At 44.3% G+C, this 22863-nt stretch carries 17 protein-coding genes and 1 tRNA gene; 11 read left to right on the top strand and 7 right to left on the bottom strand.

What is annotated here, in order from left to right; genetic code table 11:
* The first annotated feature begins 1118 nt into the window (after positions 1-1118).
* From Q0465_RS11270 to Q0465_RS11255, 4 genes are all read left to right on the top strand, one after another.
* Positions 1119-2006: a WG repeat-containing protein gene (locus tag Q0465_RS11270; RefSeq protein ID WP_298616287.1), complete on the top strand. Its 888-nt coding sequence runs from the start codon at positions 1119-1121 to the stop codon at positions 2004-2006.
* 181 nt (positions 2007-2187) lie between these two features.
* Complete coding sequence (locus tag Q0465_RS11265) at positions 2188-3936, top strand: helix-turn-helix domain-containing protein (protein ID WP_298616285.1); 1749 nt, start codon at positions 2188-2190, stop codon at positions 3934-3936.
* Between the two features lie 185 nt (positions 3937-4121).
* Positions 4122-4373: a hypothetical protein gene (locus tag Q0465_RS11260; protein WP_298616282.1), complete on the top strand. Its 252-nt coding sequence runs from the start codon at positions 4122-4124 to the stop codon at positions 4371-4373.
* A gap of 11 nt (positions 4374-4384) precedes the next feature.
* On the top strand, positions 4385-5479 hold the full coding sequence (locus Q0465_RS11255) for a DUF3575 domain-containing protein (protein WP_298616279.1): 1095 nt from the start codon (positions 4385-4387) through the stop codon (positions 5477-5479).
* A gap of 93 nt (positions 5480-5572) precedes the next feature.
* On the opposite strand, the gene Q0465_RS11250 is transcribed toward Q0465_RS11255, so the two are convergent.
* On the bottom strand, positions 5573-5884 hold the full coding sequence (locus tag Q0465_RS11250; protein WP_298616276.1) for a hypothetical protein: 312 nt from the start codon (positions 5882-5884) through the stop codon (positions 5573-5575).
* Between the two features lie 43 nt (positions 5885-5927).
* Here Q0465_RS11250 and Q0465_RS11245 point away from each other — a divergent pair, with 43 nt between their 5' ends.
* The 5 genes from Q0465_RS11245 to Q0465_RS11225 all read left to right on the top strand — a co-directional run bounded on the left by Q0465_RS11245 (position 5928) and on the right by Q0465_RS11225 (position 13022).
* The gene (locus Q0465_RS11245) at positions 5928-6365 is read left to right on the top strand and encodes a hypothetical protein (protein WP_298616274.1); all 438 of its coding nucleotides are present in this window, start codon (positions 5928-5930) and stop codon (positions 6363-6365) included.
* A 47-nt stretch (positions 6366-6412) separates the two neighbouring features.
* Positions 6413-7378: a fimbrillin family protein gene (locus tag Q0465_RS11240; protein WP_298616272.1), complete on the top strand. Its 966-nt coding sequence runs from the start codon at positions 6413-6415 to the stop codon at positions 7376-7378.
* 32 nt (positions 7379-7410) lie between these two features.
* Positions 7411-9228, top strand: a complete 1818-nt coding sequence (locus tag Q0465_RS11235) for a fimbrillin family protein (RefSeq protein WP_298616269.1) — start codon at positions 7411-7413, stop codon at positions 9226-9228.
* 23 nt (positions 9229-9251) lie between these two features.
* Complete coding sequence (locus Q0465_RS11230; protein WP_298616267.1) at positions 9252-10115, top strand: fimbrillin family protein; 864 nt, start codon at positions 9252-9254, stop codon at positions 10113-10115.
* A gap of 300 nt (positions 10116-10415) precedes the next feature.
* On the top strand, positions 10416-13022 hold the full coding sequence (locus Q0465_RS11225) for an alkyl sulfatase dimerization domain-containing protein (protein WP_298616265.1): 2607 nt from the start codon (positions 10416-10418) through the stop codon (positions 13020-13022).
* Between the two features lie 467 nt (positions 13023-13489).
* On the opposite strand, the gene Q0465_RS11220 is transcribed toward Q0465_RS11225, so the two are convergent.
* Positions 13490-13562: transfer RNA gene (locus tag Q0465_RS11220), tRNA-Lys, on the bottom strand.
* Positions 13563-13765: 203 nt separating this feature from the next.
* Between Q0465_RS11220 and Q0465_RS11215 the strand changes: the two genes are divergently transcribed.
* On the top strand, positions 13766-14386 hold the full coding sequence (locus tag Q0465_RS11215; RefSeq protein ID WP_298616262.1) for a thymidine kinase: 621 nt from the start codon (positions 13766-13768) through the stop codon (positions 14384-14386).
* On the opposite strand, the gene Q0465_RS11210 is transcribed toward Q0465_RS11215, so the two are convergent.
* From Q0465_RS11210 to Q0465_RS11195, 4 genes are all read right to left on the bottom strand, one after another.
* Positions 14369-14965, bottom strand: coding sequence for a YigZ family protein (locus tag Q0465_RS11210; protein WP_298616259.1), 597 nt, complete (start codon positions 14963-14965; stop codon positions 14369-14371). The genes Q0465_RS11215 and Q0465_RS11210 overlap by 18 nt on opposite strands.
* A 178-nt stretch (positions 14966-15143) precedes the next feature.
* Complete coding sequence (gene dnaA, locus Q0465_RS11205; protein ID WP_298616257.1) at positions 15144-16568, bottom strand: chromosomal replication initiator protein DnaA; 1425 nt, start codon at positions 16566-16568, stop codon at positions 15144-15146.
* A 385-nt stretch (positions 16569-16953) separates the two neighbouring features.
* Complete coding sequence (locus Q0465_RS11200; RefSeq protein ID WP_298616254.1) at positions 16954-18141, bottom strand: MlaD family protein; 1188 nt, start codon at positions 18139-18141, stop codon at positions 16954-16956.
* Positions 18142-18146: 5 nt separating this feature from the next.
* On the bottom strand, positions 18147-19274 hold the full coding sequence (locus Q0465_RS11195) for an N-acetylmuramoyl-L-alanine amidase (RefSeq protein ID WP_298616252.1): 1128 nt from the start codon (positions 19272-19274) through the stop codon (positions 18147-18149).
* A 171-nt stretch (positions 19275-19445) separates the two neighbouring features.
* On the opposite strand from Q0465_RS11195, the gene Q0465_RS11190 reads away from it, so the two are divergent.
* Entirely contained in the window at positions 19446-22037 is a 2592-nt protein-coding gene (locus tag Q0465_RS11190; protein ID WP_298616250.1) for a putative LPS assembly protein LptD, read from the top strand.
* Positions 22038-22094: 57 nt separating this feature from the next.
* On the opposite strand, the gene rlmB is transcribed toward Q0465_RS11190, so the two are convergent.
* Positions 22095-22841, bottom strand: a complete 747-nt coding sequence (rlmB, locus tag Q0465_RS11185; protein WP_298616247.1) for a 23S rRNA (guanosine(2251)-2'-O)-methyltransferase RlmB — start codon at positions 22839-22841, stop codon at positions 22095-22097.
* Positions 22842-22863: the final 22 nt, after the last annotated feature.

Here is a 22863-nt window from a genome sequence, read left to right as displayed (position 1 = left end):
TTATGGAAAAATTCCCTGGATTTACTGAATATAAATAAGAGGTAAGTACCTTGTTTTTAAGTTTATACTAAAATATAAATTTATTCAGGGAGCCGGAATATACGCCCCAATTCATCCCGACAAAAATATTCTGTTTATATAAGACAACGAAATCTTTGCATACATGACAAAATAATATACAATATGAAAATATTAATCCCAATCCGTTTGAAACTGTATTATTTCTGTAACAAACTGTCCTTCCGATAGTATTTTCGAAAACTAAAACTACTTTACGGGAAGTATCCTTTGCAAGGGGAAGTTGTACTTCAATCTTATGTAACCAAAAGTTACAGTATTGTTATGTTCGTTTTTTAGTCGTGTGGTACATGCCTTTTATTTTTCTCATAAAGTACAGGCGGAAGTATATCGGTATCAGACGCTCCAAGCGTATAAAATAACCTTATTGGTCTTTTATTGCAGGGTGCTTGTCCTGTGCCGTGATATTTTTCTGTTTTTATCTGACAAAATCCCGGAAAACACTTTTGTATATATTGCAGGAAACAATCTCCGGGCTTTTATAGCGGACTCCGACAAACAACTTTCTTTTTGGATAGCAATTATCCCCAGTATGATTTTTAGTCCGACAGACGAAAAATTTTTATACAGAGGAGTTATTATCTAGGGTAGTTTTGTATGAAAATACGGAGAAATCAAGGCATCTTTTTTAATTCCCCGACTTTTGCTCTTACCCACCCCACCCATTCTGGCATTGTTCATATTTCAGAAACCTAGCATTTTTCCCCTCTGCCGGCATTTCTTTAGGTAATCGTAATGTTTTTGGTCAATGAGGTGCTTTTCCGGTGTAAATAATATTGCAATTTCATTTAGGGAGCAGTGTTGGCTCATCCCGGATTCAATGCCATTATGATGTATGTTATCTTTTATCAATTATAACAATATGCTGAAACGGAAGGAATACCACCGGAAATGTAATCAAGACTGAATTCTTATTGAATTTCCCGGCATACACGATATTTTGGTATATTTGCAAAACAAACAATCCGGCAATTATAGCACCTTCCCCCGGCCCCGGGTGCTAATAAGCGGACGAAGAAAAGTACAATCCGATTGGCAATATGAGTAAAGAAAAAGACTATCCGGTTTATATACGGACATTAAACGGAAGAAATTATTTGTGTAACCGAAATACCTCGGCCTGCATTCGTCTGCCTTATGATTATGCAGCCTCCCCTACAGAGGGAGTCATTGTTGTAGCCAAAGGTGGTCTAAAGGATAGCTTCCGCCAATATACAGGAGGTAAATACGGTTTAATTGATCTGAAAGGAAAAGAAATTCTTCCTCCGGATTACGATTTTATGTTTAGTGCAAACCAGGGAAGCATATTGCTGAATAGAGGAGGTAAAGGTCAACCCGATGGCGGTTTTTTATGTAAAGGTGGTAAATGGGGGTTTTGCGATCTGCAAGGAAAGGTGATTGCGGACTGTATTTACGATCAGGCTGATTTTTTTCAGGGAGACTACGCCCGCGTCTGCGTTAATCGATTGTGGGGTTTTATCGACCGATCGGGCAGAGAAGTTATTCCAACTGTTTATACCGATCTATGGAATTTTTCCGAAGGATTGGCACGATTCCGGAACACCATGGGAAAATATGGATTTATCGATAAGAAGGGCAAGGAAGTGATCGCCGGAAGATATGAAAATGCGACGGATTTTTTAAATCACAGCGCCTGTATCTGCAAAAATCACAAATGGGGCCTGATTAATTTATCAGGTCATTTGCTGACAACATTAAAATACGATGAAATCGAACCAAATAAATACGACTGGTTACGCGTACGTATCGGAAGCTGCTACGGGTATGTAGATTCTCAGGGAAATGAAAAGATTCCTGTAAAATATCAATATTTAGGTAATTATTTTAATGATTATGCCGAAGCACAACTTGACAATCGTTACGGTTTGATTGACCGGCAGGGAAAATGGGAAACAGAATACCTATAAGATCATTTTTCTTCTTCTAAGATTTCCGGACAACCCGGAAGTTTCAAAATAGCATCTTCCCCCGGCCCCGGGTGCTAAAATCAGAAATTGATTCATAAAGTCTTTAAAGATTTTTTTGTCCGGCAACATTTTTTGTATTTTTGAGAATTAATAGTCAGAAATTTACATAAACGCATCCAGAATGAAATTTAAGATTCAGCTGATAGCAATGGTATACGGCAGCCTTTTATGCTTTACTTCTCCGGTTCCGGCACAAAATATTCTTCAGTCTCAAAAGGATTCTTTGCGCCAGCTTATTGATCACTCCGAAGGTATCGATAAACTGAGAGCCTACAACAAACTGTATTATTTATATATGTCGGAAATTGCCGATGATCAGAAAATGGATACATTGCTGAGGTTGTTCCGTCAGGCAGAAGCCGAAGCGATCAGGCAAGGCAATGTAAAAATGCAAGGGATGGTATATGGAAATACTATTATATCCCATATAAACAGAAATGAGTACGACAAAATTATTCAAAAAGCACCCGGTTATCTGGACTTTTATATCCGGCACAACCAGTGGAAACTCTATTATCAGATACATATGCAACTTATCACTGCCTACAATCTGAAAGGAGATTATAAACAGGCAGCGGAAGAAGCGGAAAGAATGTTCAACCGTGCCAAGGAACGGAAAGATAAAGCAGGAATGGCGACAGCACTTTACGCCACTGCCATCACTTATAATGTACAGAACAGGCGGAAAGAGGAAGAAGATTGTTTCAGAGAGTGCATTCGTTTATTATGGGAAGTTTCGGGTTACGACAATATCCTGACACAAGCTTATGCATTCTTATGCAACTCATTGCGGACACAAGCACAATATGAGAAGGTATTACAACTTATACCCGAATATGAAAAAGCCATTGCACGATTTGAGAAAGCTGCCGGAAGAACGCAGCCCGAAGCCCGGGGAAATCTTTATGGAATATTGATGAATACCTACATAGATTGTAAAGTCTATGACAAAGCCGGAGAATATCTCTCGAAGCTGGAGAATATCGTCAATAATAATATCTCAAAATATGAGCTGGCGCGGGCAAGGGCACTGATTTTCCAATCGCAGGGAGATTACCGTAAGGCACTTGCTGCGATTGACAGTGCCGCAGTCGAAGTCCGGGAATCAAATTTCGATCTCAATGCCAGCAGAAGGATAAAAATGGAAATACTTGCCCGCATGGGACGTACCGACGAAGCATTCGCATTATTCGATAAAATCATCGCTGTCAACGATACTATAAAAAATGTAGAAATCAATGCCCGGTTTGACGAATTGCGTACCCGGTATGAAGTGGAAAAACACATAGCCGGGAAAGAACGCAACCGTAATTATTTTCTCTTTGCACTGGGCGGATGCCTGCTGTTGGTTATACTATTAGGGATAACTTTTTATTACAACCGGATCATTACCCGTAAAAATATCGGATTATACAAGCAAATTAAACAGCAGGACCGTCTTGAAGAAGAGATCGCCCTGCTACGGATAAAGTGTAGCACAGATAAGGCTGTTAGCGATAATGTAACAAATCTCCCGGGTGATCGGCAGCAGCGCGAATTAGTCGAGCGTTTACAGAAATATCTGCTTACAGACGACAATCTCTCCAAAGATATCAACCGAAACGAGATCACAGCTGCGCTGGGAACGAATAAAAATACGCTGAACGAAGCTCTCAAAGCTGTTAAGGGCATGACGGCAATGGAATATATGCGTGCCATGCGGATAGAGCAGGCCCGCAAAATGATCGATAAACATACCGAACTGACAATTGAAGCGATTGCTTATAGTTGCGGTTTCAACACCCAAAGTACCTTCTACCGGATCTTCCGGAAACAATACGGAATCGGTCCGGCTGAATACCGTAAAATAGCAGACTCCTGCAAACCCTAAAAGTAACCTGTACAGACGGTAAGCACGGACTATTCCGTGCTTTTTTTGTGCACGGAGGAGTGGTTCTGCAGATACCTGCCAGATGTCCTGAAAGAACAGAATGTGACAAAATGCATAGAAGTTAGGACAATTTGCATTATTGTTCCGGCTCTCTTTATGCATTTTTGTGATAAAAGAAAATGGATATGAATGAATGGATCATTATTCTCTCCTTGATGGTCGCTCTGGCAGCATTGGCTACCGCGAGCTTGACGTACTGCTGCTGCCGCAAAATGCAGCGGGAGAAGAACCACAGCATCGTGCGTATCCTGCACGAGCAGGATCTTCTTGCTAAAGAGTTGGAGCATATCCGCATCGAGAAGGAGACGATTGAACGGCTACTCACAGCAAAACTGAGAAGATCCGATGAAACGTCCGCCCAAAAGGACATTACCTAAAATAACACCATATGAAAAAAACACTTGCCCTACTGATTCTTCTGTTAGCAATGGCCCCCATCGGTTTCGCACACACAGCCGTTCAGGAACCGGATGTTATAACTGTCACCTTCCGCTTTCAGCCGGGAGAAGATTTGTTTATCCTCAAAGGCAATGAAGCGGAACTGAAACGGCTCTACGCACTGGTGGATAAATACCGCATGCAAATTGCAGACAAAAACATACCCGTCTATGTGGACGGCTATTGTGCTTCACTACCGACGGAAAGAGAGAATTTGAACACTGCGTTTGTCCGGGCCAACCGCGTGAAAGCAGAACTCATTATTCATAAGGGACTGAAAGAAGCGGATTTCATCACCAACAATTACGTAGATACATACCATAATAGTAAAGATATAGTTGTAGTAACGCTCCGTATCCCGTCAAAAACGGAACAACAACCTGCCTCCGGAATCCCTGTTATAAGAGAACAACCAGAGCCCGAAACATTTATCGTGAAGGAAGCGGAACCTCAACCCGGGCCCGAGAAACAAGCCGAAACGATAATTGCAGCGGAAGCAGACAGTATTCCGGCAATGCTGTTAGCAGAACCGTACCACTTCGCTCTACGCACCAATCTCTTGTACGATGTTTTCCTGCTCCCTGCACTGGGCGCGGAATGGCGTATAAACGACCGCTTCGGCATCAAACTCGATGGCAGCCTCAGCTGCTGGAGCAGCAAAAATGACAAAATACAGAAGATTTGGCTACTGAACCCCGAAGTACGCTGGTATCTGTTAAGCAACAGACGTTTTTATCTGGGCGTATCGGGGAATTACGGGGAATATAATTTCTATAAATATCCTTTCGGCTCATTCTTCTCTAAGGACAACGGTTATCAAGGCAGGATGTGGAATACTGGTCTTACGGTGGGGTATCAACTCTGTCTCTCACATCATTTCTCAGTCGATTTCAATCTCGGCATTGGCTATACCCGCTCGGAATACGATAGTTTCAATATTAAGGAAGGTATACGTGTATATAAAGAACGGAACAGAACCAAGAATTTCTGGGGACCTACTCAAGCGGGAATCAATCTCATGTGGACATTTGAAAAGAGCAAGTAGAAAATAACAAAGAACACGAAATATGAAAACAATCACTACATTATTCGGATGCGCCTTGCTTCTCCTCGCGAGCTGCAACGTGAAAGACCCGATTTACAATACTCCGCATCCAGAAGAGGGAGCGGTTAATCTCTCTGCCGACTGGTCGGCACGAGGTGAAGGAGTAGAAATTCCGGTCATATACACAGCAGAAGTGAACGGTACCACCACTGCACTAACCGCCAATCCTGCTGTATTCCCCGGTCTGTTTACTCCCGGAACCCTAAAAGTTTGCGCCTGGAATATCCCACAAGGTTTTACGATAACCAACGGGAAGGCGACGCTTGAAAAGGCAGCAGGCAACCCCGGCTTGTTTACCTCACAGGCGGAATGGCTCTTCACGGGAAGTACCGACATTACGGTCATCGCCGACGATACTGTATATGCCCTCCTTCCAATGCGGCAGCGGATGCGCCTGCTATGCTTTGAACTGACGGTGACCGAAGGGGAATACGACCGCATCGCAGGTATTGAAGCAACCCTCAGCGGCATAGCTACTACTGTAGATTTGTATACGGGTACAACGGCTAATAGTACGGGTTCGGTAAGCCTTTCCTTTACCCGTACGGGGAATAAAATTACAGGAGAAGCCTGTCTGCCAGGTATTTCTGACACGCAGCAGGAACTTGCCGTTACCTTTAGCTTCGAAGGTAACGAGCCAACGCCTCAAACTACCCGCAGCGATCTCTCACAACTGCTTGCCGGATTCAACGACGGGAAATTCACCCCCGTGAAGCTTACGGGAAACCTCCGCAGCCCCAACCGTGCCGATCTGGGCTCCGCAATCATCGACTGGATATCCGGCAACGGGGATAAGGGCGAAAACGGATCGGCAACTGAACAGTAAAAACAAAATAACGATAAATAAATACCAAATTAAAAAACAGAACGATTATGAAACTGAAAACCTTAACAACAATTGTAGGAGCTCTCGCACTGTTAGCTTGTAATAGGGACAATGGAGATATATCTCCCGATAACTGGAACAACGAAATCCGCCTGAGCAGCGGTGTTACTACACCGACACGGGCATACGACTCCGACACACAGATTGCCGCAGGTGAAAAGATAAACGTCTGGGTAGAAGACAAAAATGCCATGCCACTTTACGAGAACAACATACTGAATGCCGACGGCAAGGGCGGATTTTCCTACCAGACCACCATGTATTACACTTCACCGGATCCTGTGAACATCTACGCCATTCACTCTAACCCGGCATATACGAAGACAGCATTTCCCTCGAAGGATATTCCGATTACCCATAAGACAGAAACAGACCAGACTACGTCAGCTGCCTACACAGCTTCCGACCTGCTCTTTGCCATCAAAAAGGAAGTGAGCTCAACACCCGATGTCATCCCCCTTACGTTCTATCACATGCTGTCGAAGGTGGAAGTAGTGCTGAAGCGGGGAAACGGCAATCCTGACCTGGCAGGAGTTGTGGTAACCATTGATAATACCCGGACGCAAGCTACATTCCGCCCGGACAAAAATGCGGATATGACCCAAGCTACCGCCCGTGCCGGAATGGTTGAAGCATCCGGAAGTATCACCCCGATCATTATCCCCACTATGACTACTACCGACTTCAATGCCCCTAATATACATTACGCCGAGGCGATTGTCGTACCACAAACAGTTGACGTGGGAAAGGCATTTATCAGGGTGAAACTGCCGGCCCCCGACGGGAGGACATTTATTTACAAAATCCCGGCCGGAGCTTCCCTAAAGCTCGAAAGCGGCAAAAAGTATATCTATAACATAACAGTGGACCTCAACGACCTCATCGTGGACTCCACGATCAAAGACTGGGAAGCTGTGGGACAACCGAGAGAGGGCTCCGCCTTTCCAGAGTAGAACGGCATATAAAAAGAGATAAGGGATGAAAGATGGAATCAAAAAATAAGAAAAAAGATAATATGAAAAACAGGATAAAAGACAAATCAAGAAAGCGGATGTGTAATCACAGAGGCAATCCGAAGAGGTACGGACGGAATTCCCTATCTGTCCTCTTATTTATCATGAGTCTATTGTCATCTGTCGTCTGGTTTTCGTCTTGCACGGACGACAACTTCCCCACGGATGAATGGCCCGGGAAGAATTCTCCCGTGGAGTTGACAGCCAGAGTAGGAGGTCCTGTACAGAGCCGTGCTACCGTAGATAACACCTGGGAAGGCGGCGAAGAAGTAGCTGTGCAACTGGACGGCAAACACTATAAATTCATAGCCGATGTCGAAGGGAAGCTAACAGCAGCCCCCGGCCAGGAAGTTCCCCGCTGGAACAGTCCCGACGAGGAGAAAACCGTCGTGGCATGGTATCCCTATTCGGACGAGCTGCCCGAAGCAATCACCGTAAAGAAAGATCAGGAGTATACCCCCTATGAGCAGAATGACTTTCTGTTCGCCCCCGCCACCCGGATCTCCCTGACCGGTAACCGGGCAATTACCCTCCGCCACCTCCTCACAAAAGTAGTGATCAACCTCAAAGCCGGTGACGGAGTGACGGAAGACAACATTCGCCCGGCACGACTGCAATTTTGTAATCAGTCCTTCACTCCGAATAAAATAAACCCTGACGGAACAATAGAACAGAAACCTGCCGCAATATATCCCGACAGCCTGTATGCGCATGCACGACTAATACCTGAAACCGGTTTTGTTAAAACCTTCGAGGCATTGCTCGTACCGCAAATACTGAACAAAAACGAGGTGTTTATCAAATTTCGCAACACACAATTAGCACTTATTTTTACCTATACTCCCCAGCGCGATGATGAACTCACGCTGAAGGGGGGCCATAAATACACCTACAACATCACCGTGGAGCGGGAAGGGTTTTCCGTAGTGCGCTTCGAAGAATCCACCGCATGGGAGGACACCGAAGACAAGGAGCTGACAGCCAGGACACCTCAACCGGGGTTCAGAGCAACCGACACCAAAATATTCGATTACTTTTACAGCGACGGCACACGAAGCGACGGCGGCTACCGCCGCTACACCGACGGCACGGAAGCCTGGCTCGACATCGCACCCGTGGAAGGGAAACAGGTCATCGGTATCGTCTTTCAAACCGACTGGAAGCGGATGACCAAGGCAGAAACAGATAAGGGCTGGACACACGGCTATGTGGTAGCCCTTACCGCCTGCGGCGAGTTTCCCGAACAGAGTGCCAATAAATGGTACTGGGGAGCTTCCGGGTCTATACCGGGTATGACAGCAATTACCACATTCTACGACTGCAAGAGCTTTCTATCCGGCTACGAAGCCACCCGGCAAGTGATAGACGCTATCGGAAAAGGGAATCCCGATGCCCTGAAAGATACAAAATACGAAGCCTTCTACCAAGTCAGCCAATATGGCAAGACGGACAGGACGAAACCATACGCCGCTCCCGCCGGGACTTCCGGTTGGTACCTCCCCTCCGCCGGGCAATGGTGGGACATCGCGGAGAACCTGTTCGGCTGCAAGTTCAATACAACGGGAAACGTCTCCCTGGACCAGGAACAACCCTACGCGCGAAGAAATATTTCCACACAGTTGGAATGGATTCCCGGTGCGCAGGATTTCAGTTTCCGCTATTGGACAAGTTCCATATACGACAATAACAATGCCTGGTTTTTCAATTTTGATATGAGGAATAATACAATCAAGTTGGGTAAAATAATTAAGAATTACACCGGGCTTGTCCGGCCAGTCCTTGCTTTTTAGATAAACAGTTAAAAACAAAAAATATGAAAGAAAGAAAACAATATCACACGCTACGCCTGCTGCCGGGTATCCTGCTGGCAGCGGTGCTGTGGAGCTGTACCCGCGAAGAGCTGCCGGACGCGGCAGAAGAAGCAGGCATTCCCCTCACCGTACAGGTGGCGGACGCAGGTTTCGCCCCCGGCACCCCGAACAACGGCGGCCCGTCCACCCGTACAACGGAAGAAGGCCACAAAACGATATTCACCGAAGGCGACACCATCGGAATTTTCACACCCTCAAGAAGAGGTGAAAGTGAGAGACTATACACCAATCTTCCCTTTGTGCTTACTCAGGAGAACGGCAAACCGGTGTGGAAGAATCCTGACGGCAATCTCCTCTGGTACAACGGCACAAAGTGCGCTTACTTTGCCTACTACCCCTATCGGCAGCAGGTGCCCAAACCTCTTTATAACTACACAGATCCCGATATATTCTTCACCCCCCTCATCCGCGAATGGTCCATTCCGGCCGACCAAAGTACCCATGAGAAGTACACCGCCGCCGACCTGATGGTTGCCCGCGGCGACCCCACCCCCGATAGCCCCCGTGAAATTACTTTTACCTTCGCCCACCGGATGACGCTGCTCGAAATAGACCTCAGCGAACTATCCGACCCGTCGGGGGTGAAGTTCAACAATTTCACGCCCTACCAGCCCGACCCCGGCGTGCCGGTTTACCGCTATATCATGCAACAGGCACTCCTCACTTCATTACAGGGAAATGTACCTTTTAAAGACCTCAGCCTTTTCTATACCACCCCCAGCGGTGAAATCCGTGATTTCGAGTTTACCGGCATCCGCGATCCCGACAACCGGGGAAAGTGTAAGACATACCGACTGAAAGAATAATTCAGAATTCTCCTTGCCAAAGACAGACCAGGAAACAAAGTACACTATAGTAACAGCGCTCGGGAATTCCCGACGCCCGGAAAATGGAATCTCAAACGGAGAAGCCATTTTCCGGCAAACCTCATGACAAACAACAGCTGACAGATAGAAAAAAATGAAAAACTGAATATCAAACCACATAACGAATACCAGACGTTCCCCTTATTTGCTATCTGTCACTTGAATTATCCTTAGCTATCCTCAAAGGGGGGAGAGTGACCCACAATTTTAATTAAATCATTTACCTAAACAACGAATATCATGAATGAAGCAAACAAATCATCCGTTGTATTTCAGGATATCACTTTAAAGATACAACTAAACGAAAACAAGGAGTTCACTTCCCAACCCTTTACCCTGGAGAAACCCAGGGATGAGTCCGGGGAAATATGCTATCTCGCCTGGGATGTAAAGAATTCCCCCGACAGCTTTCATTTCTCCATCTATTCCACCGAGGCCAGCAACAACCCGCCATCCGTTGTGTCGGAACGAATCCACAACAAGTATATCACACCGAACAACCTCATACCCGGTAAGGACTATATACTGAAAACAACTTGTCCGTTCCCTGCAGACGTAAAGGAGATCGAAGTGACTCTAAAACCCCTGGCTTCCTGGGGTAGCAACGACTACCGCAAACCTAACCTCTCTGTTATCGCCAAAGAAACCCTGTTTAACACCTCCGGCCTTCCTTCCGCCGCAGACTATGCTGTTGAAATAAAGAATGCACGAAAAGGGCGTGTCGATGGTACCGCACTGACAGATTGCATTGCCGGTCCCTCTATCGGCCAAAACCAAACCATTGCCTGGGACATGCCCTCATACGATTTTCTGAACGATCTCGATGCCCTCACCTGCACGACCATTCACCCCAACCTGCTCCGGCAGGAACAAATGAACAACGTAAACGGGCTGTTTGTAGTAAGCTATAACAACGGTCTTCCGATCCCCGTGCCCAGCGAGCAGCTCTCGCCGGACAACGAGAAATATAAAGACATCATCCGAAACGCCGTCATCCTCCAGATACGTTCCTACGATCTGGCCACGATGAGCTTCGTCCGGGGCAAAAGCGGCTGGATTGTCATCGACCCACTGGGAGGAGAGGAGAACGTGAAAGAAGGACTGGCTCAATTCCGGCGGATTTTTCCCTCAGGCAATGCGGAGAACGACGAAAACAGTATCGTTGCCGTACTGGTCACCCACAGCCACGTAGACCATTACCGCGGCATACAGGCATTGACCGACAAACGCCATAAATTAATTCCCCCCGGAGAAGCGTATATTTCCCGCAAAGAAGGAGAAGAGTACGAAACGATCCATTATGTCCCCGCTCCGGAAGCGGACGTTAACCCTGCCACCAAGAATATTCTCTACATCGCCCCCGCCTGCTTCTACGACGAGGCCGTGTCCGAAAACCTCTATCTGGGTAATTCCATGACGCGCCGCTCAGCTTACATGTACGGCCGCACCCTTCCCCACGACGAACGCGGTCACATCGGCAGCGGATTAGGAAAGACCGTAGGCGACGCTTCAGGAGCTTTGTATAAACCCTCGGTGGAAATCGATTTCGCAGCAGGAGATGTCCGCAAGGTGGTGATCGACGGTCGGAAGATTTCTTTCCTCGACGCCCACGACAGCGAAGCACCTTCGGAATACCACATCTATTTCGAGGACTACCACACCCTCTGCCCGGGCGAGAACATCACCCACACCATGCACAACCTGCTGACCTGCCGCGGTGCCAAGATCCGTAATCCAAAAGCCTTCTCCCAAGCCATCGACCGCTCGCTGGATGAATGGGAAGAAGATATCCAAACGATTATCGGTACTCACCATTGGCCTGTGTGGGGAAATAAAGAATGCTGCGAAATCATGAAAAGCCAGCGTGACATGTACCGCTTCTTCAACGATCAGGTCATTCACGGTATTAACCGGGGACTGAACATGGAAGAAATCGCCGAACAGTTCGTCCTCCCCCCGTCTCTGGCCTCGAAGTGTTATAACCGCGGTTATTACGGCTCGCTCAACCACAACGTAAAGGCCGTCTTTCAATATTATGTAGGCTGGTGGGATGGCAATCCTGCCAACTACTTCCGCTATCCCGAAGCCGAGGCTGCCTGTCGGTTTGTGGACAGCATGGGTGGCGCAAATGCAGTACTGAAAAAAGCCTATGAATATTTTGCCGGGGGTGATTACCGCTGGACAATGGAGCTGACCCGGCAGATGGTATTCGCACTGGACACCCAAACCGAGAATGATACAACTTCGGATACTCCGGACGACGATCCCGGCGATGATCTTCTCCGCAAAGCCTGCTTTCTTCAGGCCGATGCCATGGAACAACTGGCCTACGGTTTCGAAGCCGGTACCTGGCGCAATATCTTCCTCACCGGCGCCAAGGAACTCCGTGAAGGCCGTCACTCTCCTACACCCACAGAAATCCTGATCGGCAACTGCGTCGCCCGTCTCGCGGTCCTGGAACCGGAGCAAGCTTTTGAATACCTCAGCATCCTCGTAGACGGCCGCAAAATGGTCGGACCATTCGGAAAGGGAGAAGAACCATTCGTAGAGTTCTACGTGCAATTCGCCGATACCGAATCCTCCACTTATTGTCTCACCCTCTGCCATGGTGTGCTCCATGCCAAAATCATCCCGTCCACTAAAATATCCGATAAGGTTCCTTTACTGTCTTACGATTCGATAAAAGGCTTTGCCGATGCCTTTGGCAAGGCCATGCGTAAAGCAAACGACCTCCCGGAAGCGGAAGGAGAAACTTTGCAGGCGGAGGAAAGCACCCCGGACGTGCTGACGGATTTGTGCCGCTACCTGGAACTGCCGGAAGAGAACTGGGAAATCGTGTTCAGCTGACAAATTATAAAAGCAAACATTTTATATCTGTCAGTTGTGTTTGCTCTGCTAATACGGACAAAGGGCAGAAACGGCCTTGCGGACAATGACGGCAGCTATGACCGTCTACAAATGTTCCGGAGGGCAATTTCTCCGCTGACGGGCGATATGCAGACCCGCGTACTGATAAACGGCACGTTCGGACCGAAGAACGCAACAGTAGCATGTCCCTCCGGCAGAAAGTTGCAATATTTTCAGATTAAAGCCTTTAAATGAGGATATTTATAGGATAAACAAAAAGTTCGTAATCTACCCGTCCAGGACTCCGAATGATCATTTTTTGAGGGGCTGAAAAACAGCTACAATTTAGTCACAATTTTAAGGTATTTTTGTCTGTAAGGCAGTAATAACAGCAAACAAAAACTCCTGCAATGTAGTAATATTGCAGGAGTCGTTTGTACTTTTTCGCCTTACAGCGCATCTTTCAGTGATCCGCCTGGGATTCGAACCCAGGACCCCAACATTAAAAGTGTTGTGCTCTACCTACTGAGCTAGCGAATCGTCTTTACTTTTAGAATGCGGGTGCAAAGATAAGGGGAAATATTAAAACTGCAAATTTTATTTTACTTTTTTTGAAAGTAGAAGACAGAAAAAAATATTTATCAACGGAGGATGTTGGTAACTTCATCTCTTTTAACAGATTTTTCCATTGTGTGACAATTGCGTTTTTTATACATTTGTCTCATCAATAAAAGGGAAAAAGGATGTTTTTGGAAAATGCCAGTAAAGCCGGTTGGATTGAAGTTATATGCGGTTCCATGTTTTCCGGGAAAACGGAAGAGCTGATCAGACGCCTGAAACGGGCTCAGTTCGCCCGTCAGAAAGTCGAAATCTTCAAACCCAAAATTGATATACGTTATTCGGAAGAAGAAGTGGTATCGCACGACGCAAATGTAATCCGTTCCACCCCGGTAGAAAATTCAGGAAATATCCTCTTACTTACCGGGGATGTAGACGTAGTCGGCATAGACGAAGCCCAGTTTTTCGACGCCAATATTGTAGAAGTATGCCAGAAATTAGCCAATAACGGGATACGGGTAATCGTCGCCGGACTGGATATGGATTTTTTGGGAAATCCCTTCGGTCCCATGCCTCAATTAATGGCTATAGCCGAATATGTCAGTAAAGTACATGCCATATGCGTACATTGCGGGAATCTGGCACATCACTCCCACCGGCTGGCAGACAACGATCGTTTGGTGGTGTTAGGGGAAAAGGACATTTACGAGCCCCTCTGCCGCCATTGTTTTAATCAGGCCCTAAGGAATGAAAACAAAAAGGAAAAAACAGAGGCTGAAAAAAAAGATTTAATCCTCAAAAATTAAAGAATCTATGGTTTCCAAACGGGCCATCAATTGCGGACAGGATTTTTGACGTATCGACAAAGTCATCCGGCACTCCCATTCAAATTCCCGATTCAGCACTTCCGGTTCTTCTTCTTTTATCACCTTCATAACTTCGTTCATGACCATATAACTAAAGCGGATCCGAAGCAAACGGTCCTCCGTTTTTTCAATGATCCTGGCCTGAAGGATGGCATCGGCGGCGGCGGCTTTATAAGCATGAATCAATCCGGATACCCCCAATTTTATTCCCCCAAAGTAACGCACGACTACAATCAAAATATTGGTCAGGCCGGCAGATAATATCTGTCCTAAGATAGGTTTTCCTGCTGTAGAAGAAGGTTCTCCGTCATCATTCGCCCGGAAACGCTTTTTATCTGCCCCCAAACAATAGGCATAGCAATGATGGCGAGCGTCGTAGTATTTCGTTTTTACCCCGGCCAGTATGGATTTAATCTCTTCTTCCGTATAAACCGGATAAGCAAGCGCGATAAACCTACTGCCTTTTTCTTTGTAAAGACCTTCAGCTGCCGTTTCTATCGTTTTATATAGATCTTCCATACCTTCCATAATATTTCTTTCCCTTCTCCCATTGCCGGAGATAAAATAAAACCATTCCTTTGCCCGTTTTCCATCCGTAAAGGGTAAACAAAACCTCCCGTTTACAAAAAAACCTCCGGTTCTGGTTAATTCCCTAAGGCACAGAACTGAAGGTTTCCTCCGGTCAAAATCTTTTCTCTCAATTTCCGCAATACAACTTCCGCTGTATCTCCTCCACTTCCATTTTAAATTTCCGGTCAGTTTCCATCAGATCGGCTACCGCTTTACAAGCATACAATACTGTAGCATGATCTTTTTTACCGATTTGGTTTCCGATATAAGAAAGGGAAGCCTTGGTATAATTTTTACAGAAATACATTGCCAGCTGACGGGCCTGTACAATCTCCCGCTTACGGGTTTTGGCCTGTAAAGTTTCCGGTGTTATGTGAAAATGTCCGCAAACCACCTGCTGGATCTTATCCACCGTCAGTTCCTCTTCCGCCTGTTTATGAACCATCTTTACCAGGATATCCTTCACCACATCGACAGTCAGATCCCGTTTATTAAAAGTTGCCTGCGCCAGCAATGAAATCATAGCTCCTTCCAATTCCCGGACATTATTATTAATATATTTACAAATATAGGTAATTACCTCATTGGAAAATTCAATACCGTCCTTTTTAGCTTTATACAGGACAATTTCTTTGCGCGTCTCAAAATCGGGGGATTTAATTTCCGCAGACAATCCCCATTTAAAACGGGACAACAGTCGGTCCTCTATACCGCTCAATTCCGCCGGAGCCTTATCCGAAGTCAGGATCAACTGCTTTCCTAACTGCTGGAGATGATTGAAAATGTGGAAGAAAGTATTCTGTGTAGCCGTTTTCCCTGCCAACTCATGAATATCATCCAAAATCAATACATCGATCAATTGGTAGAAATGCATAAAATCATTGATTTCATTCTTTCGTACCGCTTCAGTAAACTGGGTCTGGAATAAATTTGTCGACACATACAATACGACTTTGCCGGGAAAATTTTGCTTCACTTCCAGACCGATAGCCTGAGCCAGGTGTGTTTTTCCCAAGCCGGAGCCTCCGTAAATCAACAAAGGATTAAAAGCGGTTCCCCCGGGATTTTTTGCGATAGCCATCCCTGCCGATTTCGCCAAACGATTGCAGGCACCTTCGATAAAACTCTCCATCGTATAAACAGGATTCAGCTGGGAATCGATCTGCAAACAATTTACGGTCCGCTCAAAAGGATTCTTCAAACCGCCGGAAAGTTGCTTATTCAAATAAATCGTATTGGTCTCCGGCCTCTTTTCAGGAGAAGACGACATAGTAACAGCTAAAGGCTTCTTCGGCTGATTCTCCACAACAACTGAATACTCTAACTTAGCATTCGGACCAATAACTGTTTTTAAAGAACTTCTCAGGATATCGATAAAACGTTCTTCCAAACATTCATATACGTAGCTACTGGCTACCTGAATCGTCAATACGTCATTTTTTAATTTCAATGCCCGTATTGGCTCAAACCATGTCTTAAAAGTTTTGGGCGGTAACTGCTCCTCAATCAACCTTAGACACTTCGTCCAAATTATTTTACAATCTTTTTCCATAGTTTACTGTTAGAAAGATAGTTTCTTTTTTTTGTTTCATTTCCGTTTTGGGAAGGCTAAATTGAGAAAAAAAAGTGGATAAAAAAAATACCATTTTATTTTATTTTTTTGAAAAAAACGCTCGGGGTTTATTATCAGTACTTTAAATTTAATATACTGTATTTCAGATATTTACACAAGAAAAATTCAATTTGTTAAAATAAAAAAATTCACTTTGAGAAGGATCCGGAAATACACCTTAACCGCTTCTTAACAATCCCTCTAATGTACTAAAACAGAAGGTCAGTTCTTCAATTAACATTAATCATAATATTAATAAAAATAATAACATTATGTTAATAATAAACCCTCATTTTTACCTGCTTATTTAGAAGCATTCCAGATATTAGTTTTGAGAAATTTTAACAATAAAAGCATTTGGATATGCTTTTTTAATCTTCCCAAGGTCTTTTTCCGCTTCTTTTAATTTTCTGTAAGTATTTATCAAGTATAAAAATTGGCCCCGGCTTTTAAATTCCACCAGATCAGGATATTTCAAATACCATTCCGAATCTGCCGGCAAAGGTTTTTCAGATTCGTAAATAGAAATTCCGTATTGATCTCCTTCTTTAACGCCCGAACCGAAACTGACAAGCGAAAGATTGACAAATTTTTTCGGATTGGTACGGAATTCAGTTAAAAGCTTATTCAGGTTTTCCGTGACAGCCGTTAAATTGTAATAGAGATCATCGTCATTTACGACTTCTCCCAGAGTTCCCTTTCCCCTGTTGATTTTAAGTACGATAGAATCCAATTGGGACAAAATGCCATTCAGGCTATTTATGCTTTTACTCAGGTTTGCCGCACGTATAGAATCGCTGATGACAACAATATTATCCAATCCCCGGGAAATATTGTCATTATTCTTTTCTAAATTGGCAGAAATACTATGGATGTTTTCCAGAATAGAAGCAATGCGGGAAGACTGTCCCGTAATCAATTCGTCCAGGCTAGCAGAAGCATGTTCTACATTCAATAAGGTATTATGTACACTGTTAAGGCTTCCTTCAATATTTCCCCGGGCATCCGTATTAAAAATATCCTGTACGACTGACAGTACGGAATCCAGAGAAGAAAGCGTATTTTCTGCTTTGACCTTTAACGGTTGCAATTGCTTATTAAACTGCTCCATCAGCCCCAATTCCAGTGCTGTCCGCAATGTATCCCCACTTTGAGCATATTGTATGGAATCTCCGGGTACGATATTAATAGCTTTCGTGCCCATCAGGTCTGCATTTTGAATAACAGCTACGGAATTAACCGGTATTTCCAGATTCTTTCCAACGGAAAACTGCACCAGCAAACGGTCATACCGTTCTCCCGTAAAACGAATTGCAGTTACTTGTCCCACATGATATCCCCGATAGATCACACTGCTGGATATTTTTAATCCGTCCACACGGTCGTAAATACCGTAAAACATATTATTCCGGTCGAAAAGAGCCTTTGCTTTCAGAAAATTAATACCCCAAATCAGAATAATGACAGCTGCAATAGCTGTCACTGCCAGTTTTATCTCCTTTTTTATTACCATAGTGTTTATTTCAAATTCTTTTCCAGCCTGCGAGCCTCTGCAATATTAATCAATTTCCCCTTATGTACGGCAATAATAAAACAATCTTTTACCTTTTTACGGACTTTTTGTAACTTCTGCTTTACTTCTTCCAGGTCCGATGACTTACATACAAAATAGCGATACCGTTTCTCTGTAAGTAATTCTTCAATCTCATAATCTGCACATAAGTTCTGTGTATTTTTAACAGGCGCAACCGCTGAAGCAACCTGTATAGCATAAAAAAGCTCAAGTGAAGAAGCGGATACCTGATTTTGCTGAAGTGTATCTTTTTCCCTTTCCGTCTGATGAGGTGTCAGCACAACGCTATTCTTTTCCACATGCGTTTTATATTTTTGAAAAGCCCTGGCAATCGCTCCTGCCATTTTATTCTGACCGGAGAGAGAATTCAAAAAACGCTCTTCTTCCGGATTAGACATAAAACCCAATTCGATCAAGATAGCCGGCATGGCCACATCTTTCAACACCAGAAAACCCGCCTGGCGAATACTTCTATCGTGTTTTTGGGTACTTTTAATCAATTCTTCCTGAACCAATCCTGCTATTTCCAGGCTCTTTCCCAGGTATAAATTCTGCATCATAGAAAAGATAATATAGGATTCCGGACGGGAAGGATCAAAACCGGCATAACGGACCGTGTAATTATCTTCATACTTTATAGCCGCATTTTCTTTCATTGCCACCTGCAAATTGGCCTGCAATTTATGTAACCCCATTACATAGGTCTCAATTCCTTTTACCGTTTTATCTTTTGCAGCATTTACATGAATGGAGATAAATAAATCAGCTTTATGATTGTTGGCGATTTTTCCCCTCTGATCCAATTCGATAAACTCATCCTTTTCCCGGGTATATACAATTTTAATATCCGGATATTCCGTTTTAATCAATTTGCCTACCTTTAAGGCCACACTCAACGCAATATTCTTTTCATAGCTCTTTAACCCTATACAGCCCGGATCTTTTCCGCCATGTCCCGCATCAATACATATACACTTGATTTTCCCCAACTTATCCTGACTTTCAGCAAAAAACGGAAAAAAGAGAAGTATCATCGTTGCTAAAAATCCACCCACTCCGCATCGAATTATCATGATATTTAAAACTTTTTAAAAAGAATAATGAGTATTAACAGTCAATATTTCTTACATTTGCCATTCGGAATCAGAAAGTGAACGGCGACATCGTCCACACAAAAATAATACAATAAATTGCAAATTAGAGAATATATACATCAATTTATTAGATTGTGTATCATTTTTGTAATGGTAACACTTATTACGGGTTCACTTGCTGCGCAAGAGAAAGCGGATTCTCTTTTCCTCTCCCAAACCCCTCCGGTTATAGAAGCGGAACCCCTCATTTTCATACAGGATACGATAGTAACAGATACGGTCATCAGGGATACGGTAAGAGAAAAACCACTCTTTCAGGACATCATTTCTTACGATGCAGAGGATTCAATCCGGTTTTCCGTAGAACAGAAAAAAGTGTTCCTCTATGGAAATGCGAATGTCAAATACATCACTACCGAATTAAATGCCCAGTTTATCGAACTGGACATGGAGAAAAAACAAGCTTTTGCTTCAGGTTTACCGGATACTTCGGGAACGATAGTAGGAACCCCCATTTTTAAAGACGGATCCCAGGAATTCGAAAGTAAAGAACTGAGGTATAATTTTGAAACGGGAAAAGGTTTTGTAAAAGACATCATTACTCAGGAAGGAGACGGGTATGTACAAGGAAAATTAACCAAAAAGCTGACGGACTCCATTTATTGTGTTAAAGAAGGGTGGTATACGACCTGTGATCAGCACGACCATCCTCATTTTTATATCCGGATGAATAAAGCCAAAATGATACGGGATAAAAAGGTTATTGCCGGTTTTTCCAATCTCGTTCTGGAAGACGTTCCCCTCCCGCTTTTTATTCCCTTCGGATTTTTCCCGATTACCAAAAAGGGGACTTCCGGTATCATTATGCCAACTTACGGAGATGAGCGGATGAGAGGTTTTAACCTCAGAAACGGAGGGTATTACTGGGCCATCAGCGATTATATCGATTTAGCCCTCACCGGGGACATTTTTACCAATGGTTCCTGGGGGCTCAACCTCATTACGAATTACCGGAAGCGTTATAAATACAACGGGAATTTGAATTTTACGATGAGCCGGAATCATACCAGTGAAAAAGGGATGCCGGATTATACGCAATCCAGTGACTGGTCCATCCGCTGGACACATGCACAGGATAATAAAGCGAATCCTTACAGCACATTCTCTGCCTCCGTCGACATTTCTTCAGCAAACAATAACTACTATAACTCCACAAATATTAATGACATTGCCAACCAGCGGAAGCAATCCAGTATCTCCTGGAGTAAAAAGTGGCCGGAAAAACCGTTCAGTCTGACAGCAGCTTTCAATCACAACCAGAATAGCCGGGATTCCTCCATCTCCGTAACGTTACCGAATGTCAATTTCCGGGTCAGCCAATTTTATCCATTGCGGAAAAAAGGAAAATCAGGAGACCTGAAATGGTACGACAACATTTCAGTTTCGTATTCGGCTGAACTGAAAAACAGTATTCAAACCAAGGAAGACCTTTTGTTTAAATCATCTATCGACAAATGGCAAAACGGATTCAAACATTCTATACCTGTAAGTTCAACCATTAATGTCATCAAAGACGTTTCCCTGACTCCTAATTTTACTTATAATGGAGTGCTTTATACTCACGCCATCCGGAAATATTGGGTCAGTGATACTTCTTATTATGCCAAAGGTTATGTAAAAAAAGATACGATCAACGGTCTGCATTACGCTCACAATTATACTGCCAGTGTTACTTTAGCCTATAATCCCACTATTTACGGTATGTATATGTTTAAACCTGAAAGTAAAGTATATGCTATACGGCATGTCATCCGCCCCAGTGTTTCCGTTTCGTATACGCCCAAAATAGGTGTAAAAAGAAGTAAATATTATTATACTTACCTCGACGTTGACAATGCAGAACACGAATATTCTATTTATGAAGACGGTATTTACGGAACGCCCAGCGGCACGCAGAAAAATTCCGGAAACATCAGTATGAGCATCGATAACAATATCGAAATGAAAGTCCGGAATGATAAAGACACTACCGGAGAAAACGAATTTAAGAAAATAAAGATTCTGGAAAGTCTCAGTATCGGCACCAGTTATGATATATTTGCCGATTCAATGAATTGGTCCAATATCCGGATTGCTGCCCGTACAAAGTTGTTTAACGATAAGCTGAACCTGGATGCCACTGCCACTTTAGACCCTTATGCCGTAAATGTAAACGGGACACGTATCAAAAAATTTCACGGAGGCCTGGGCCGTTTAACAAATGTAAGTGTTTCTACCGGTTTTCAGTTTACTTCCGACAATGGGAAAAACAGAGAAGAAAAAAATGAATTAGTGGGAGGGTTTTATGACCATTATGTCGATTTTGACGTACCCTGGTCGATTAGTGTCGACTATACCCTGAATTATTCGAAAACCTGGTACCGGAATCCGAATCCGGGAGCTACCAAAGCTCTATCGGAAGGGACGGTCTCTCAAATGCTGCGGGTAAACGGGGATTTTTCTCTGACGCCTAAATGGAAAATCGGATTCAGCACGGGATACGACTTCGACAATCACGAAGTGACAGCGACGAGTTTCAATGTATCCCGGGACCTGCATTGTTGGGATATGACTTTTTCCTGTATTCCTTTCGGGACCCACCAGTCCTATAATTTCCAGATCAACGTCCGTTCCAGTCTGTTGCGGGACTTGAAACTGACGAAGAAGGAATCCTGGTATGACACAGGGAATTTTTACCGTTAACCTCTCTTCCCGGTAGCCGGTATTTTCAAAGGATACTGTTTATCTTTTAAACAGGAATCAAAATCCTCTCTGCCGGGCCGCTTCAAACATCATCACAGCAGCAGCAGCAGAAACATTGAGGGATTCGATCTCGCCTTTTAACGGAATCCTGATCTGCTCATTTACAATATTCAACAGTCCCTCGTCAATCCCTTTATCCTCGGACCCCAGAACAATAGCCAGGGGAGAAGTCATATCTGCTTCCGTATAAAATTTTTCAGCTTTTTCCGTAGCGGCGTATACCTTTATCTTCCGCACAAACTTGAGTTCCCGGACCAATTTTTTCAGGTTCAGTACCCGGCATACCGGTAAATGATACAAAGCACCGGCCGAAGTCTTTATTGCATCGGAAGATATCTTAGCCGAATTTTTATTGGGAATAACAATTGCATGTACGCCTGCACAGGCAGCACTTCGTACAATAGCTCCGAAATTCCGGACGTCAGTCACCCGGTCCAGGATCAGTACAAAAGGAATTTCACCCTTTGCAGCCACCTGATCCAAAACTTCCTGAATATCCTGATAAGGGACAGGAGCCACCTCTGCCAATACCCCCTGATGATTCCGGTCAGCAAAAGGTTTGAAGACTTCGTCGGGTACATATTGGAAAGGTATCTGCCTCTCCCGCATTAATGAAAACAAGGTCTGGAATAATTCTCCTCGTATTCCCTGCTTCAACATCACTTTATCAATCTCTTTCTCCTGTTGTATCGCTTCTATTACAGCCCGTAAACCGAATATATATTCCTGTTTGTATTTTGCCATATCTCACTTTTATATCGTATTG

It is taken from the genome of uncultured Odoribacter sp., from assembly GCF_937966165.1.
In the GTDB taxonomy this organism is placed as follows: Bacteria; Bacteroidota; Bacteroidia; order Bacteroidales; family Marinifilaceae; genus Culturomica.
Note: the sequence above shows the minus strand (reverse complement) of the source record. Positions and strands in the feature narration are given on the sequence as shown.

Bases quoted from the DNA above. Each gene is read 5' to 3' on its own strand.
- Q0465_RS11190 (WP_298616250.1), top strand. From the start codon at position 19,446: ATGGTAACACTTATTACGGGTTCACTTGCTGCGCAAGAGAAAGCGGAT.
- Q0465_RS11215 (WP_298616262.1), top strand. From the start codon at position 13,766: ATGTTTTTGGAAAATGCCAGTAAAGCCGGTTGGATTGAAGTTATATGC.
- Q0465_RS11265 (WP_298616285.1), top strand. From the start codon at position 2,188: ATGAAATTTAAGATTCAGCTGATAGCAATGGTATACGGCAGCCTTTTA.
- Q0465_RS11270 (WP_298616287.1), top strand. From the start codon at position 1,119: ATGAGTAAAGAAAAAGACTATCCGGTTTATATACGGACATTAAACGGA.
- dnaA (WP_298616257.1), bottom strand. From the start codon at position 16,568: ATGGAAAAAGATTGTAAAATAATTTGGACGAAGTGTCTAAGGTTGATT.
- Q0465_RS11200 (WP_298616254.1), bottom strand. From the start codon at position 18,141: ATGGTAATAAAAAAGGAGATAAAACTGGCAGTGACAGCTATTGCAGCT.
- Q0465_RS11235 (WP_298616269.1), top strand. From the start codon at position 7,411: ATGGAATCAAAAAATAAGAAAAAAGATAATATGAAAAACAGGATAAAA.
- Q0465_RS11225 (WP_298616265.1), top strand. From the start codon at position 10,416: ATGAATGAAGCAAACAAATCATCCGTTGTATTTCAGGATATCACTTTA.
- Q0465_RS11245 (WP_298616274.1), top strand. From the start codon at position 5,928: ATGCGCCTGCTATGCTTTGAACTGACGGTGACCGAAGGGGAATACGAC.
- Q0465_RS11195 (WP_298616252.1), bottom strand. From the start codon at position 19,274: ATGATAATTCGATGCGGAGTGGGTGGATTTTTAGCAACGATGATACTT.
- Q0465_RS11255 (WP_298616279.1), top strand. From the start codon at position 4,385: ATGAAAAAAACACTTGCCCTACTGATTCTTCTGTTAGCAATGGCCCCC.
- Q0465_RS11230 (WP_298616267.1), top strand. From the start codon at position 9,252: ATGAAAGAAAGAAAACAATATCACACGCTACGCCTGCTGCCGGGTATC.
- Q0465_RS11260 (WP_298616282.1), top strand. From the start codon at position 4,122: ATGAATGAATGGATCATTATTCTCTCCTTGATGGTCGCTCTGGCAGCA.
- Q0465_RS11240 (WP_298616272.1), top strand. From the start codon at position 6,413: ATGAAACTGAAAACCTTAACAACAATTGTAGGAGCTCTCGCACTGTTA.
- Q0465_RS11210 (WP_298616259.1), bottom strand. From the start codon at position 14,965: ATGGAAGATCTATATAAAACGATAGAAACGGCAGCTGAAGGTCTTTAC.
- rlmB (WP_298616247.1), bottom strand. From the start codon at position 22,841: ATGGCAAAATACAAACAGGAATATATATTCGGTTTACGGGCTGTAATA.
- Q0465_RS11250 (WP_298616276.1), bottom strand. From the start codon at position 5,884: ATGACCGTAATGTCGGTACTTCCCGTGAAGAGCCATTCCGCCTGTGAG.